This window comes from Acinetobacter sp. CAU_H_60 (assembly GCF_058599385.1).
Genome location: NZ_CM178653.1, coordinates 548,570 through 564,696, shown reverse-complemented (window position 1 = coordinate 564,696; position 16,127 = coordinate 548,570). Strand labels below are relative to the sequence as shown.

At 44.6% G+C, this 16,127-nt stretch carries 6 protein-coding genes, 8 tRNA genes and 3 rRNA genes; 1 reads left to right on the top strand and 16 read right to left on the bottom strand.

What is annotated here, in order from left to right; all coding sequences use genetic code 11:
* Positions 1 to 182: 182 nt before the first annotated feature.
* The 16 genes from AC4MBN_RS02615 to secA form a co-directional block, all read right to left on the bottom strand.
* Positions 183 to 1,628 carry an RNA polymerase factor sigma-54 gene (locus AC4MBN_RS02615; RefSeq protein WP_125279334.1) on the bottom strand — a complete coding sequence of 482 codons (1,446 nt, stop codon included), beginning with the start codon at positions 1,626 to 1,628 and terminating at the stop codon, positions 183 to 185.
* A gap of 268 nt (positions 1,629 to 1,896) precedes the next feature.
* Positions 1,897 to 2,011 (bottom strand): 5S ribosomal RNA (gene rrf, locus AC4MBN_RS02610).
* Between the two features lie 234 nt (positions 2,012 to 2,245).
* Positions 2,246 to 5,137: ribosomal RNA gene (locus AC4MBN_RS02605) — 23S ribosomal RNA — on the bottom strand.
* A gap of 398 nt (positions 5,138 to 5,535) precedes the next feature.
* Positions 5,536 to 5,611, bottom strand: a tRNA-Ala gene (locus tag AC4MBN_RS02600).
* 66 nt (positions 5,612 to 5,677) lie between these two features.
* Positions 5,678 to 5,754: transfer RNA gene (locus tag AC4MBN_RS02595), tRNA-Ile, on the bottom strand.
* 61 nt (positions 5,755 to 5,815) lie between these two features.
* Positions 5,816 to 7,353, bottom strand: a 16S ribosomal RNA gene (locus AC4MBN_RS02590).
* Together the 16S, 23S and 5S rRNA genes with 2 tRNA genes alongside form the textbook arrangement of a ribosomal RNA operon.
* A gap of 954 nt (positions 7,354 to 8,307) precedes the next feature.
* A tRNA-Pro gene (locus AC4MBN_RS02585) sits at positions 8,308 to 8,384 on the bottom strand.
* Between the two features lie 19 nt (positions 8,385 to 8,403).
* Positions 8,404 to 8,479, bottom strand: a tRNA-His gene (locus AC4MBN_RS02580).
* Between the two features lie 78 nt (positions 8,480 to 8,557).
* Positions 8,558 to 8,634: transfer RNA gene (locus AC4MBN_RS02575), tRNA-Pro, on the bottom strand.
* Positions 8,635 to 8,652: 18 nt separating this feature from the next.
* Positions 8,653 to 8,728, bottom strand: a tRNA-His gene (locus AC4MBN_RS02570).
* 36 nt (positions 8,729 to 8,764) lie between these two features.
* Positions 8,765 to 8,841, bottom strand: a tRNA-Arg gene (locus tag AC4MBN_RS02565).
* Between the two features lie 35 nt (positions 8,842 to 8,876).
* Positions 8,877 to 8,953, bottom strand: a tRNA-Pro gene (locus AC4MBN_RS02560).
* 154 nt (positions 8,954 to 9,107) lie between these two features.
* Positions 9,108 to 10,175: a quinolinate synthase NadA gene (gene nadA, locus AC4MBN_RS02555; protein WP_175966732.1), complete on the bottom strand. Its 1,068-nt coding sequence runs from the start codon at positions 10,173 to 10,175 to the stop codon at positions 9,108 to 9,110.
* 151 nt (positions 10,176 to 10,326) lie between these two features.
* The gene (gene argJ, locus AC4MBN_RS02550; protein ID WP_180138167.1) at positions 10,327 to 11,547 is read right to left on the bottom strand and encodes a bifunctional glutamate N-acetyltransferase/amino-acid acetyltransferase ArgJ; all 1,221 of its coding nucleotides are present in this window, start codon (positions 11,545 to 11,547) and stop codon (positions 10,327 to 10,329) included.
* A gap of 154 nt (positions 11,548 to 11,701) precedes the next feature.
* Positions 11,702 to 12,055 (bottom strand): hypothetical protein, encoded by a 354-nt coding sequence (locus tag AC4MBN_RS02545; protein WP_491880603.1) that lies wholly within the window; start codon positions 12,053 to 12,055, stop codon positions 11,702 to 11,704.
* Between the two features lie 153 nt (positions 12,056 to 12,208).
* On the bottom strand, positions 12,209 to 14,935 hold the full coding sequence (gene secA / locus AC4MBN_RS02540; RefSeq protein WP_180031926.1) for a preprotein translocase subunit SecA: 2,727 nt from the start codon (positions 14,933 to 14,935) through the stop codon (positions 12,209 to 12,211).
* Positions 14,936 to 15,266: 331 nt separating this feature from the next.
* Between secA and AC4MBN_RS02535 the strand changes: the two genes are divergently transcribed.
* Positions 15,267 to 15,908, top strand: coding sequence for a peroxiredoxin (locus AC4MBN_RS02535; RefSeq protein ID WP_491880602.1), 642 nt, complete (start codon positions 15,267 to 15,269; stop codon positions 15,906 to 15,908).
* Positions 15,909 to 16,127 lie beyond the last annotated feature (219 nt).

The following is a 16,127-nucleotide window of genomic DNA, read 5'->3' as shown; positions in this document are numbered from 1 at the left end:
TCTATCCCTCACCTTCGTTAGGATCAGAAGAGTCACAGTTAAAAATGAAAAGAATACAATAACTTGCTCAAGCAAAATCGTGATTTAAAGTATTTATTCAGATCATTTTCACCATTCCTCAAAAGAAAAAAAGATTCATTACGATGTCATAATGAATCTCTAGAATAATCAAATTTCAAAAACTAGATCAAGACTTTTCGCTCAGAAGATGAAGGAATATGTAACGATTCACGATATTTCGCGACCGTGCGTCGTGCCACATCAATCCCCTCTTCTTTCAAAAGATTGGCAATTGCATTGTCAGATAAAGGCTTACGTGCATTTTCTTCAGCAATCATTTTCTTAATTTTGGCACGGATCGCAGTAGATGAAGCCTCACCACCTGAAGTCGTTCCCACATGACTCGAGAAGAAGTATTTCAGTTCAAATAAACCACGTGGGGTCAGCATATATTTGTTAGTCGTTACACGAGATACGGTTGATTCATGTAATTCGACTTCTTCAGCAATATCACGTAAAACCAGAGGCTTCATACCTTCAGGGCCAATTTCTAAAAAACTTTTCTGATGTTCAACAATACAGGTAGCTACTTTCAATAAAGTTTTATGACGTTCGTCGATGCTTTTAATAAAGTTTTTTGCTTCTAGCATCTGATTACGCAGATATTGATTATCTTCACTTTGATCAGCACGACGAATCATGTTGGTATAAAAAGAATTTAGTCTTAACTTTGGCATCACATCAGGATTCAACGTCACCTGCCAGCAGTCATTCTTTTTCATTACCACGACATCCGGGATCTGATAATCAGATTCCTTACTTTCAAACTCTAGTCCAGGATATGGCTTAAGAGTTTTCAGTAAATCAACGGCACAGCGTAATTGTTCCTGATTTAAGCCAGTTTGCTTAATGAGTTTTGGTAATTCATTGGTAATCAGCAGCTCGTAATGTTGCAGCAATTTAACCGCATCATTACGACAAGGGGTATTAACTGGCAAGCTATCCAACTGAATCAATAAACACTCAGCTAGGTTTCTGGAACCCACTCCAATCGGATCAAGACGCTGAATATGCTTGAGAACAACGAGTACTTCATCCTCTTCGATTTCTTCCTCATAATCCATGGAAGATAAAAGATGCTGTACTGATGCAGTAATTTCAGAAATTTCTGCATCCAGAAAACCCTTTTCATCTAGGGAATCAATAATGCAGTATGCAATCAGCTGATCAATGCGAGAAAAGTGCAGCAGATTAATCTGCTCGAGCATATATTCTTGTAGGCTTTGCTGGCTTTGACGGTTATCTTCGCGCTCTTCGAACTCTGCTGCACCCAGACTTGTAGGTTGATGAGTATAGACATCATCCCAGTCGGTATCTACAGGTAGATCGTCCGGAAGATGGTCTGCATTGAGTTCATTGGTTAAATCCTTTTGACTCGCATCAACAGTCGAAAGACTTTCAACACTGATTTGCTCTTCAACTTTTTCTAACAAAGGATTACTATCAAGTTGTAGCTGGATTTCTTGCTCTAGTTCTAGACTGGATAATTGTAATAAGCGGATTGCTTGTTGTAACTGTGGAGTTAATGACAGCGAGTTGGCAATTCGTAATCCCACTGATAATTTCATATGACCCCCTAATAAAAATCTCGTTTTATAAGCAATTTTCATGCCGTTTTAACTTTTATAACATAGTTTGATAAAAAAACACACAAAACTATAGTGATTTCATGAACTCTACCGTCATTTTTATATAATTTTTTAAGCATTATTAATCACTTATTTTTATTAAACAGTAATTAACCAATTTGTAAATTAATATAATTTGATTTAATTTTTTAAATCCCACGCATAAAAAAAGCCCCCTGCTTCTGCAGAGGGCTTTTTAGGAATAATGAGCTGGCGATGACTTACTCTCACATGGGAGACCCCACACTACCATCAGCGCTAAGAGGTTTCACTTCTGAGTTCGGGAAGGGATCAGGTGGTTCACTCTTGCTATGGTCGCCAGCACAACTGGTATGCTTACTCGCTATGGTCTTATCTACGTTGCTTGCGCTTCGTTTGCCTAGCTTTCTTCAAATAGAGTTCATTAACAGATGTATCTGAGTTCTTGCGAGTAGAACTAAGCAGTGCTTAATTATACTCTCATTTGTTCGATTAGCTTAACTAAATCAAGGCTTCGTCTGATCGTTAGATCAATATGAAATCAATTGATGCTTTATATACAACTGCTTGGGTGTTGTATAGTCAAGCCTCACGAGCAATTAGTATTGGTCAGCTTCATGCATCACTGCACTTCCACATCCAACCTATCAACGTCGTAGTCTTCAACGGCTCTTTAGAGGACATAAAGTCCTAGGGAAATCTTATCTTGAGGTAGGCTTCCCGCTTAGATGCTTTCAGCGGTTATCCCTTCCGAACATAGCTACCCGGCGATGCGACTGGCGTCACAACCGGTACACCAGAGGTTCGTCCACTCTGGTCCTCTCGTACTAGGAGCAGATCCTCTCAAATTTCCAGCGCCCACGGTAGATAGGGACCGAACTGTCTCACGACGTTCTAAACCCAGCTCGCGTACCTCTTTAAATGGCGAACAGCCATACCCTTGGGACCTGCTTCAGCCCCAGGATGAGATGAGCCGACATCGAGGTGCCAAACACCGCCGTCGATATGAACTCTTGGGCGGTATCAGCCTGTTATCCCCAGAGTACCTTTTATCCGTTGAGCGATGGCCCTTCCATACAGAACCACCGGATCACTAAGACCTACTTTCGTACCTGCTCGACTTGTGGGTCTCGCAGTTAAGCGCGCTTTTGCCTTTATACTCTACGCGTGATTTCCGACCACGCTGAGCGCACCTTCGTACTCCTCCGTTACTCTTTAGGAGGAGACCGCCCCAGTCAAACTACCCACCAGACATGGTCCTCGCTCCCGATCAGGGAGCAGAGTTAGAACCTCAATATTACCAGGGTGGTATTTCAAGGACGGCTCCATGGCAACTAGCGTCACCACTTCAAAGCCTCCCACCTATCCTACACAAGTAAGATCAAAGTTCAATGTCAAGCTGCAGTAAAGGTTCACGGGGTCTTTCCGTCTAGCCGCGGGTACACCGCATCTTCACGGCGAATTCGATTTCACTGAGCCTCTGCTGGAGACAGCGCCGCCATCATTATGCCATTCGTGCAGGTCGGAACTTACCCGACAAGGAATTTCGCTACCTTAGGACCGTTATAGTTACGGCCGCCGTTTACTGGGGCTTCGATCAAGAGCTTCGCTTACGCTAACCCCATCAATTAACCTTCCAGCACCGGGCAGGCATCACACCCTATACGTCCACTTTCGTGTTTGCAGAGTGCTATGTTTTTAATAAACAGTTGCAGCGGCCTGGTTTCTGAGGCTGTCAACAGCTCAAGGAGCAAGTCCCATCACCATCAACAGCGTACCTTCTCCCGAAGTTACGGTACCATTTTGCCTAGTTCCTTCAGCAGAGTTCTCTCAAGCGCTTTGGTCTACTCGACCTGACCACCTGTGTCGGTTTCGGGTACGATTCCAGTGTAACTGAAGCTTAGAGACTTTTCCTGGAAGTATGGTATCAGCCACTTCACCAGTAAACTGGCTTGCTATCAACTCTCAGCATAGAGCACCCCGGATTTGCCTAAGATGCATGCCTACTGTCTTCCACCTGGACAACCAACGCCAGGCTGACTTAACCTTCTCCGTCCTCTCATCGCATTACACTGAAGTATTGGAATATTAACCAATTTCCCATCGACTACGCCTCTCGGCCTCGCCTTAGGGGTCGACTCACCCAGCCCCGATTAACGTTGGACTGGAACCCTTGGTCTTTCAGCGAACGGGTTTTTCACCCGTTTTGTCGTTACTCACGTCAGCATTCGCACTTCTGATACCTCCAGCATGCTTCTCAACACACCTTCATCGGCTTACAGAACGCTCCCCTACCACTTGCAATAAATTGCAAATCCGCAGCTTCGGTACATAGTTTTAGCCCCGTTACATCTTCCGCGCAGGCCGACTCGACTAGTGAGCTATTACGCTTTCTTTAAAGGGTGGCTGCTTCTAAGCCAACCTCCTAGCTGTCTATGCCTTCCCACATCGTTTCCCACTTAACTATGATTTAGGGACCTTAGCTGGCGGTCTGGATTGTTTTCCTCTTGACTACGGACGTTAGCACCCGCAGTCTGTCTCCCGGATAGTACTCATTGGTATTCGGAGTTTGCATCGGTTTGGTAAGTCGGGATGACCCCCTAGCCGAAACAGTGCTCTACCCCCAATGGTATTCGTCCGAGGCGCTACCTAAATAGCTTTCGGGGAGAACCAGCTATCACCGAGTTTGATTAGCCTTTCACCCCTATCCACAAGTCATCCCCTGGCTTTTCAACGACAGTGGGTTCGGTCCTCCAGTTAGTGTTACCCAACCTTCAACCTGCTCATGGATAGATCACCCGGTTTCGGGTCTATACCCAGCAACTAAACGCCCTATTAAGACTCGATTTCTCTACGGCTCCCCTATTCGGTTAACCTCGCTACTGAATATAAGTCGCTGACCCATTATACAAAAGGTACGCAGTCACCACACAAAGTGGCTCCCACTGCTTGTATGCATGCGGTTTCAGGATCTATTTCACTCCCCTCACAGGGGTTCTTTTCGCCTTTCCCTCACGGTACTGGTTCACTATCGGTCAGTCAGGAGTATTTAGCCTTAGAGGATGGTCCCCCTATATTCAGACAAGGTTTCACGTGCCTCGCCCTACTCGACATCATCATATCAGCCCTTTCGTGTACAGGACTATCACCCACTATGGTTGCACTTCCCAGAGCATTCCACTAAAACTGATATGACTTAATGGGCTGTTCCCCTTTCGCTCGCCGCTACTGAGGGAATCTCAATTGATTTCTTTTCCTACGGATACTGAGATGTTTCACTTCTCCGCGTTCGCCTCATAAACCTATGTATTCAGTTTATGATACCGACCTTATAGCCGGTGGGTTTCCCCATTCAGACATCTCCGGATCACAGGATATTTGCCGCCTCCCCGGAGCTTTTCGCAGGCTATCACGTCTTTCTTCGCCTCTGACTGCCAAGGCATCCACCACATGCACTTAATTACTTGACTATACAACCCCAAACAGTCGTTCATCCCTACAAGTAGGATAAACAACATAATCAACCGATCACTCAGTTAATTACACAGTTAGAGTCTCGTGAACTTAATCACTGTACAGCTTCAATTAGATTCATATACCAAAACGCTTGATTCAGTTAATTTCGCTAGTTCTCATTCAATCACTTCAACTTCACAACCGAAGTCGTGTCGTTTCCGCTCTTGTATGAGTATGAACAAATTATTTCAACTCAAATATATTCTGTTAATGATTTAATGCATCCTCGTCGGACTGCATTACTGTGATAAATCACAGAGGTTAATAACAATGCCGCGCATTATACGCCGCTTTCTTACTAAGCTCTATAAGCTATCAAACCGTTTGCTTATTACGTATTCGAACGAATACGTGGTGGAGACTAGGAGAGTCGAACTCCTGACCTCCTGCGTGCAAAGCAGGCGCTCTACCAACTAAGCTAAGTCCCCAGCTTATCAATAAGTCAATGTATCGTTCCGTTTCTGTTCGCTCTGCAATTAACGCTTCGTCAGTAGTGGTGGGTCTGACAAGACTTGAACTTGTGACCCCACGCTTATCAAGCGTGTGCTCTAACCAACTGAGCTACAGACCCTCAGATACATCGTCATGAAGAACAACTTGTTGTGGATTCTTACCAATCGTCAATCTTTCGTTAAGGAGGTGATCCAGCCGCAGGTTCCCCTACGGCTACCTTGTTACGACTTCACCCCAGTCATCGGCCACACCGTGGTAAGCGTCCTCCCTAAGGTTAGACTACCTACTTCTGGTGCAACAAACTCCCATGGTGTGACGGGCGGTGTGTACAAGGCCCGGGAACGTATTCACCGCGGCATTCTGATCCGCGATTACTAGCGATTCCGACTTCACGCAGTCGAGTTGCAGACTGCGATCCGGACTACGATCGGCTTTTTGAGATTAGCATCTGCTCGCGCAGTAGCAACCCTTTGTACCGACCATTGTAGCACGTGTGTAGCCCTGGCCGTAAGGGCCATGATGACTTGACGTCGTCCCCGCCTTCCTCCAGTTTGTCACTGGCAGTATCCTTAAAGTTCCCACCCGAAGTGCTGGCAAATAAGGAAAAGGGTTGCGCTCGTTGCGGGACTTAACCCAACATCTCACGACACGAGCTGACGACAGCCATGCAGCACCTGTATCAGAGTTCCCGAAGGCACCAATCCATCTCTGGAAAGTTCTCTGTATGTCAAGGCCAGGTAAGGTTCTTCGCGTTGCATCGAATTAAACCACATGCTCCACCGCTTGTGCGGGCCCCCGTCAATTCATTTGAGTTTTAGTCTTGCGACCGTACTCCCCAGGCGGTCTACTTATCGCGTTAGCTGCGCCACTAAAGCCTCAAGGGCCCCAACGGCTAGTAGACATCGTTTACGGCATGGACTACCAGGGTATCTAATCCTGTTTGCTCCCCATGCTTTCGCACCTCAGTGTCAGTATTAGGCCAGATGGCTGCCTTCGCCATCGGTATTCCTCCAGATCTCTACGCATTTCACCGCTACACCTGGAATTCTACCATCCTCTCCCATACTCTAGCTAACCAGTATCGAATGCAATTCCCAAGTTAAGCTCGGGGATTTCACATTTGACTTAATTAGCCACCTACGCGCGCTTTACGCCCAGTAAATCCGATTAACGCTTGCACCCTCTGTATTACCGCGGCTGCTGGCACAGAGTTAGCCGGTGCTTATTCTGCGAGTAACGTCCACTTATCCCAGGTATTAACCAGGTAAGCCTCCTCCTCGCTTAAAGTGCTTTACAACCAAAAGGCCTTCTTCACACACGCGGCATGGCTGGATCAGGGTTGCCCCCATTGTCCAATATTCCCCACTGCTGCCTCCCGTAGGAGTCTGGGCCGTGTCTCAGTCCCAGTGTGGCGGATCATCCTCTCAGACCCGCTACAGATCGTCGCCTTGGTAGGCCTTTACCCCACCAACTAGCTAATCCGACTTAGGCTCATCTATTAGCGCAAGGTCCGAAGATCCCCTGCTTTCTCCCGTAGGACGTATGCGGTATTAGCGTCCCTTTCGGAACGTTGTCCCCCACTAATAGGCAGATTCCTAAGCATTACTCACCCGTCCGCCGCTAGGAATCAGGTGCAAGCACCCTATCCCCGCTCGACTTGCATGTGTTAAGCCTGCCGCCAGCGTTCAATCTGAGCCATGATCAAACTCTTCAGTTAAAATCATTTCGAGTTTTATAAGTAAAACTCTTAAACTTGGCTCATCAATTTTCTGACAAATATTTCTCAAATAAACTTCGAGTAATTTCTACCATTCAATCAATGAAAATAATTTCGATCAATCAACCAGTAAAAATCCACACAAGTTGTTCTTCATAATCTCTTAATGATCTTCTTGCTACTTCGTCAGTAGCAAGCTAGGTCGGCTATATTACTCTCTATCTCTAGAAAGTCAACCAGTAATGAAAATTATTTTTAAACTTCCTTTCTAAAACTCAACTCAACCATTTCATGCTAAGTTACTGTTTTATCAGAAGTTTTAATCTTCATCACCGCCGATGGATGTGCATTATAGACCAATCCCAAACAAGCGCAACCCCTATTTTTAAGAAAATACTTCAGTTGATTATTATTTCTACAAAATAACCCCATATGCATATTCTTTAATCTAAAAACCCTATTTTTTAGATATCTTTTTACTATTTCCATTTTTTAATTTAAAAAACAGGGACTATTTCGTTTCAGCTTAATAAAGTGCAATTTAGTTTTTTATTCCTATAACTACTCTTGCTTAAAATATTCTTCCAACTCACTCGAATAAATATTTTTCTTATTTTCACAATCCCTATGGACCTCCCAATAAATGCGACTCACCCATAAAAAGATCTAGGTACATTTAGCTCGACTTATTAAAAACATAATTCTGGAATGAAGAATGAAGAATGAAGAATGAAGAATGAAGAATGAAGAATGAAGAATGAAGAATGAAGAATGAAGAATGAAGAATGAAGAATGAAGAATGAAGAATGAAGAATGAAGAATGAAGAATGAACTTAATAAATAACCAGTTTTTAATCTATTTTTATTTTGATTGCTAAATTTAGTTCGTACTTAAATTTTAGACATAAAAAAACCGCCTAATGCGGTATCCATATAATTAATCATTTTTATAGATGGTCGGAGCAGTAGGATTCGAACCTACGACCCCCTGGTCCCAAACCAGGTGCACTACCAGGCTGTGCTATGCTCCGATGTTCAACTCAAAAAAGTTGGGGTGAATGATGGGATTCGAACCCACGACAACCGGAATCACAATCCGGGGCTCTACCAACTGAGCTACATCCACCATCACGGTGTCTTCATTATTTAGACATAAAAAAACCGCTTGACGCGGTATTATTAATCCTAACCACCATGAAGAAGATGGTCGGAGCAGTAGGATTCGAACCTACGACCCCCTGGTCCCAAACCAGGTGCACTACCAGGCTGTGCTATGCTCCGATGTTCAACTCAAAGAGTTGGGGTGAATGATGGGATTCGAACCCACGACAACCGGAATCACAATCCGGGGCTCTACCAACTGAGCTACATCCACCATTGCCTTGGTTCTTAAATATCAAGCCACCAAAAATGGCGCGCCTGACAGGATTCGAACCTGTGACCATCCGCTTAGAAGGCGGATGCTCTATCCAACTGAGCTACAAGCGCTTTACTGATGATTTTCACCATCCGCCTTGAAGAATTGGTCGGAGCAGTAGGATTCGAACCTACGACCCCCTGGTCCCAAACCAGGTGCACTACCAGGCTGTGCTATGCTCCGATTCATCTCAGCTTTCGTATCAAGCTTATCGCTTGGTACGGTGTGCATTCTAGGCGTGACGCCATAAGACGTCAACACCTATATTTAAAAAAAATCAAAAAAACACTTCAAGCGTTTATTTATCAAGCATTTCAGACATTTTTTATACAAAATTTTAGCGTTTCAAGCTGGCACTAAAATCCAGCATACGATCTAAAGGCAGTTTGGCTCGTTGAGCTAATGCGGGGTCAACATGAATCTCCTGATCACGATGTTGTAGAACATGCAAGATTCCATCTAGCTCGTTCATGGCCATCCAAGGACAGTGTGCACATGAACGACAGGTTGCTCCTTCTCCAGCGGTTGGAGCTTCAATCAGAATCTTATCTGGTACAGCCTGCTGCATTTTATAGAAAATACCGCGATCCGTTGCCACGATCAAACGCTGATGTGGCAAGGTTTGAGCTGCCTTGATTAACTGAGAAGTACTTCCAACTGCATCAGCAATTTCTACCACAGACATCGGTGATTCTGGATGAACCAGCACTGCCGCATCAGGATATAAGGCTTTCATATTGGCAATTCCGCGCGAACGGAATTCTTCATGAACAATACAAGCACCATCCCAAAGCAGCATGTCAGCACCAGTTTTATTCTGAATATAACGCCCCAGATGCTGATCCGGTGCCCAGATAATTTTCTCGCCCAAACTATCGAGGTGTTCAATAATCTCAACTGCACAACTTGAAGTCACGACCCAGTCAGCGCGGGCTTTAACCGCAGCCGAAGTATTGGCATAAACGACTACAGTATGATCAGGATGCGCATCACAGAATTTGGTAAATTCCTCTACCGGACAGCCCAAATCCAGTGAACAGGTTGCTTCAAGAGTTGGCATCAGGACGGTTTTTTCTGGTGAAAGTATTTTTGAGGTTTCACCCATGAACTTAACCCCGGCCACCACCAAGGTCGACGCAGGATGGTCACGCCCAAAACGTGCCATTTCCAATGAATCGGAGACACAGCCACCAGTCAGTTCCGCTAGTTCTTGTACTTCAGGATCACAATAATAATGCGCAACTAGCACTGCATTCTGCTTTTCCAGTTCAGCTTGAATCTGTGCGAATTTTTCCTGTTTGGCCTGTGCACTGATCTGATGCTCTTTGGGTTCTCCTAAACGATCTAAATGCGCCTGTACAATCGATTTGGCTTCATTGGCTATTAATTTGGTCGCATCATTCATAACAACTCTTACTCTACCCTCATGGCTCACTATTCAACGAACCTTTCACCCTACATCCCGGTCATCTCCAGCAAAATGCTTTTTGACCAGTCATTAAAAATCATAAGATATAAAAAAAGCCCCACAACGGAGGCTTAAGAAACAATCTGAATTATGAACGATAATCAGCATTGATCTTCACATAATCATAGGACAGGTCACAGGTATAGACTGTATCTTTTGCTTCACCCCGTCCAAGATCAACACGAATCGTCATTTCAGCTTGTGCCATCACACGTGCACCTGCCTCTTCGGTATAATCTGCTGCTGCACCACCATCCTTGCAGATTTGTACATCATCTAACCAAACCTGAATTTTTGCAACGTCTAAATTCGCCACACCTGCATAACCGATTGCAGCCAGAATACGCCCCCAGTTTGGATCAGAAGCAAAGATCGCAGTTTTCACCAATGGAGAATGCGCAATACTATAGGCCACGTCACAGCATTCCTGAGTATTGGCACCACCTTCTACGGCCACAGTAATAAACTTGGTTGCGCCTTCACCATCACGCACAATCAGTTGTGCAAGACGCTTCATGGTACGCATTAATACTTCAAGCACAGCAGCATAACGCGGATCTTCAACTGATGAAATTTCTGTTCCACCGGCCTGACCTGTGGCAATGAAAATACAAGAGTCATTGGTAGAGGTATCACCATCAATGGTAATACGGTTGAATGACTGATTCACTGTCTCGGATAAAAGCTGTTGAACCAGTTCGCGGCTGATTGGCACATCAGTCGCCACATAGCCCAGCATAGTGGCCATATTTGGACGAATCATGCCGGCGCCTTTGGAAATCCCGGTCATGGTATAGGTGATACCATCCAGCTCAAACTGTTCAGATGCACCTTTTGGTGTAGTGTCTGTGGTCATGATGCCGGTTGCCGCATCGATCCAGGCATCATCACGCAATGACTCTAATGCAGGCTGCAAACCATTCAGAAGACGTTCCATTGGTAATTGTTCGCCAATCACCCCTGTTGAAAATGGCAATACTTCTTCAGCTTTCACGCCTGCAAGTTCAGCCAGTTTGGCACAAGTGGCTTCAGCATTTGCCATACCTGTAGCACCTGTACCCGCATTGGCATTTCCGGTATTAATCACTAAATAACGTGGATTACCTACCGCCAGATGTGCTTTAGAAACATGTACAGGAGCAGCACAAAAAGCATTCTGGGTGAATACACCTGCAACATTGGAGCCTTCAGCCAGTTCAAATATCACCAGGTCACGTCGGTTCTGATAGCGTACATACGCTTCTGCCGAACCAATTCTCACCCCTTTTACCACATGCATCTGTGGCATAGATACGTCACCAACTGCCATTTTTAAATGTCCAATATTGAAATTTCAGAAAAATACAGCTTAGTTGATCTTCATTAAAAAATCGAGCCAAAGCCAGATGAACACTCGCTTTTCTTATAGTTTTTCACAATAAAAAACCAGTCATAGTGACTGGTTTTATTAAACTGGATCAAACTTAGTTTTTAGCCAGCTGGGTTGATTCGCTCAATAAAGCCTGTTTCGCCTGTTGCTGACTTGCCGCAGAAAGCGCAGGATTAGAAGCTACAATACGGTCAGCATTGGCTGCATTGGCTGCTGCAATCGCTGCAGTTTGCAAAACGATTGGGCGGTTTGAATTATTAAAGGTATAGCGAATGCCAGTACGCGGACTTGCAATAGTCACCTGACCATCTATACCTGTCTGAACCTGAGCCGTAGTTGGACCAATGGCCTGCTGAACTTTAGCAGGTGTCGTTGTTGCTGTTTCTGCAAAACTTAAAGCCGGGATTGCCAAAGCAGCAACCATCATCGTTTTTAATACTTTTGTCATTGTTTCTTCCACTTTGCGGTGTTCAATCTGCCATTAAATACCATTTAATCCGGCACAGTGCAAACAGTATTCACCAGCTGAAAAGCCCATATACATAAAAAGATCAGGGCTATTTGGCCCTGATCTTTTTATAGTTTAGAAACTTAGCAGAAATTAGATCTTGCCATGACACTGTTTGTATTTCAGACCTGAACCACATGGACAAGGTGCATTACGGCTTGCCGGTGCTTCAAAGACTGGTGCAACCGGATTGGCCTGCGCATTCTGTTCAGTGGTGATTTCATCTTCTTCAGCCAGTAATCCATCAAATTCCTGATGAGATAACTGCAAACGCATCGCTTCAGCCTGTGCCTGCTGCTGTGCTTCCATTTCAGCCAGCTCTTCAGGTGTTGGCACATGGATACGTGACAGATCAGTAATGACGTCAGATTTAATCACGCCCAGCATGTTTACAAACAGGTTGTAGGCTTCTTTTTTGTATTCCTGCTCTGGATTTTTCTGTGCATAACCGCGTAAATGAATACCCTGACGCAGGTAATCCATCGCAGCCAGATGCTCTTTCCAGTGACGATCCAGAGAGTTCAACATGAAATGACGTTCGAGTGATGCTGCAGATTCAGCACCCATTTGCTCACGACGTGAACGGTAACGATTTACCACTTCTTCAGTAATTCGTTCAACCAGTGCTTCTTCATCTAAACGACGATCCTGCTCTAACCATTGTGCGACTGGTAGATCAATCGACAAATCTTCACGTAGTGCAAGTTCCAGACCTTCAATATCCCACTGGTCATGAATCGACTCAGGTGGAATGTAGTTCGCGATCATGCCCTGCATCACTTCACGGATCATCTCTTCGATATAATCCTGCAATGAGCTTTCAGCCAGAATCTCATCACGCTGACTATAGATAATTTTACGCTGCTCGTTATTCACGTCATCGTATTTCAACAGGTTCTTACGAATGTCGAAGTTACGTGCTTCTACTTTACGCTGTGCATTTTCGATTGAGCGTGACACCATTTTGTGTTCAATCGCTTCATCTTCTTTTAAGCCCATTGCACGCATCATGGCAACCACACGGTCACCCGCAAAGATACGCATCAAGTCATCTTCAAGAGACAGGTAGAAACGCGATACACCCGGGTCACCCTGACGGCCCGCACGACCACGCAACTGGTTATCGATACGGCGAGATTCATGACGCTCAGAACCGATAATATGCAAACCACCAGAAGCAAGAACTGCTTCATGATTCGCTTCCCATTCTGCTTTCAGGCGTGCTTCATCTTCAGGGGTTGGGTTTTCAATTTTGGCCAGTAGCGCTTTCCAGTTACCACCCAGCAAAATATCGGTACCACGACCGGCCATGTTAGTTGCAATCGTTACAGCACGCGGTGCACCCGCTTGGGCAATAATATCTGCTTCACGCTCATGCTGTTTGGCATTCAGGACTTCATGTTCAATACCAGCTTCTTTAAGCTTGTCAGAAAGAATTTCCGACGCTTCAATAGTGGCCGTACCAATTAGGATTGGTGCAACACCAGCTTCATGAACACGCTGGATTTCCTGAATAATCGCGTTGTATTTGCCTTCACGATTCAGGTAGATCAAATCGTTCTGGTCATTACGGATCATTGGACGGTGGGTTGGAATGATTACCACATCCAGACCGTAAATTTCTTTCATTTCCGCAGCTTCAGTATCTGCAGTACCGGTCATACCGGATAATTTTTTATACAGACGGAAATAGTTCTGGAATGTAGTAGTTGCAAGGGTCTGGTTTTCCGGCTGGATTTCCAGACCTTCTTTTGCTTCAACTGCCTGGTGCAGACCTTCAGACCAGCGACGACCTGGCATGGTACGACCGGTGTTCTCATCGACGATGATCACTTCACCTTCATGGATGATGTAATGCACGTTACGTTGATACAGATAGTGCGCACGAATCGCAGCAGTCACATGATGCAGCAAATTCAAATTAGAAGCTGAATACAGGCTTTCACCTTCAGCCAGCAAGCCCATTGCAATCAATTCACTTTCAATGGTTTCAAAACCGGTTTCAGTAATTTCAACAGAACGCTGTTTTTCATCAATCCAGAAATGACCGCCATCCGGTACTTTTTCTTCTTTCTGTGCTTTTAACTTCGGTGGAATGCTGTTGATCGCTGCATAAAGCTGGGAGGAGTCTTCACTTTGACCAGAGATAATCAGTGGTGTACGCGCTTCATCGATCAGGATCGAATCGACCTCATCGATAATAGCATAGGTCAGACCACGCTGTTTTTTCTCAGCCAGCGAGAACACCATGTTGTCACGAAGATAATCGAAACCGAATTCGTTATTGGTACCGTAAGTGATATCTGCTTTATAGGCTTCAGATTTTTCTATCGGATTCTGCATGGAATAGATAATCCCAATGCTTAAACCCAAGAATTCGAACAATGGACGGTTTAACTCAGCATCACGTTGTGCCAAATAGTCATTCACCGTGATGACATGGACACCCTGTCCGCTCAAAGCATTAAGATAACAGGCCAGCGTCCCCATCAGGGTTTTACCTTCACCGGTACGCATCTCGGCAATCTTGCCTTCATGCAGGGTAATACCACCAATCAACTGTACGTCGTAGTGACGCATTCCCATAACACGTTTTGCAGCTTCACGACAGACTGCGAATGCTTCAGGAAGTAACTTATCTAGGCTTTCACCCTTATTATATCGTTGTTTGAATTCTTCAGTTTTTGCAGATAAGTCTGCATCGCTTAGGGCTGATATCGTCGGCTCGAGCGCATTAATCTTGTCTACGATTTTACGCATGCGTTTGAGTTCGCGCTCATTTTTGGTACCGAAGATTCCTCCGATCAGACTTGCCAACATGAATAGACTCTCTAAATCTTGCTTGTCAAATAAATATGTTCTTAGTCGTTATTATGGTGCTAGAAATTTGAACTACAAGGGTTTTGCCAGAAAACCAATGAAAAAAACTCATCCTTCGTCCTAGCCCTGAGACCTAAGGCAAAGTAATGTAGCAAATTTTACCCATGCAATATAGTTAATTAGACGACTGATTTGTCTGATTCTGAATCAATATCCTACTTCTTTATTCGGTTTATTCATAAGAAATTCTAAAAACACTATTTTTAATCATAAAAAAATTGGTTCATATTTATTCTCATCGACACATTACAAGATCAATTGAGGCAAGAAAATGAGTTTACGTTTAGGCGATACCGCACCGAATTTTGAACAGCAATCTAGCGAAGGCTTAATTAACTTTTATGACTTTCTAGGCGATAGCTGGGGCATTTTATTTTCACATCCAGCAGATTATACCCCTGTATGCACCACTGAACTGGGATTTACCGCAAAGCTGAAAGATGAGTTTGAAAAGCGTGACGTGAAAGCAATTGCCCTTTCTGTGGATGATGTTGAATCGCATCATGGCTGGATCAAAGACATTAATGAAACTCAAGATACCACCGTTAACTTCCCGATCATTGCAGATCAGGACCGTAAAGTATCTGAGCTGTATGATTTTATTCACCCGAACGCGAGTGAAACCTTGACTGTACGTTCTCTGGTAATCATTGATCCAAACAAGAAAGTGCGTCTGATCATTACCTACCCTGCATCAACAGGGCGTAACTTCCATGAAGTACTACGTGTAGTCGACTCTCTACAATTAACTGACAACCATAAAGTCGCAACCCCGGCTAACTGGCAACATGGCGATGATGTAGTGATTGTGCCTTCATTAAAAGATGAGGAAGAAATCAAACAACGCTTCCCTAAAGGTTATAAAGCAGTAACTCCTTATTTACGTCTTACGCCACAGCCTGAGCGAGGATAAGCGAAGCACTGCTTCGCCCGAGCGCAAGAGCCATAGCTATGCTATGGCTGGTAAGGAATTAAAAGGACTCCTTTTTAATTTTGCGCAAAGCAAACGAAGTGCGCAGTATTGCACTGCTTTAATTTGTGACAAGACAAGCGCAGCGCGTAGCTTCCAAAACACCGCTTTGCTTGAATGCAAGACGAGAAGCTATGCTTCGAGTGATAATTTGAAAGCACT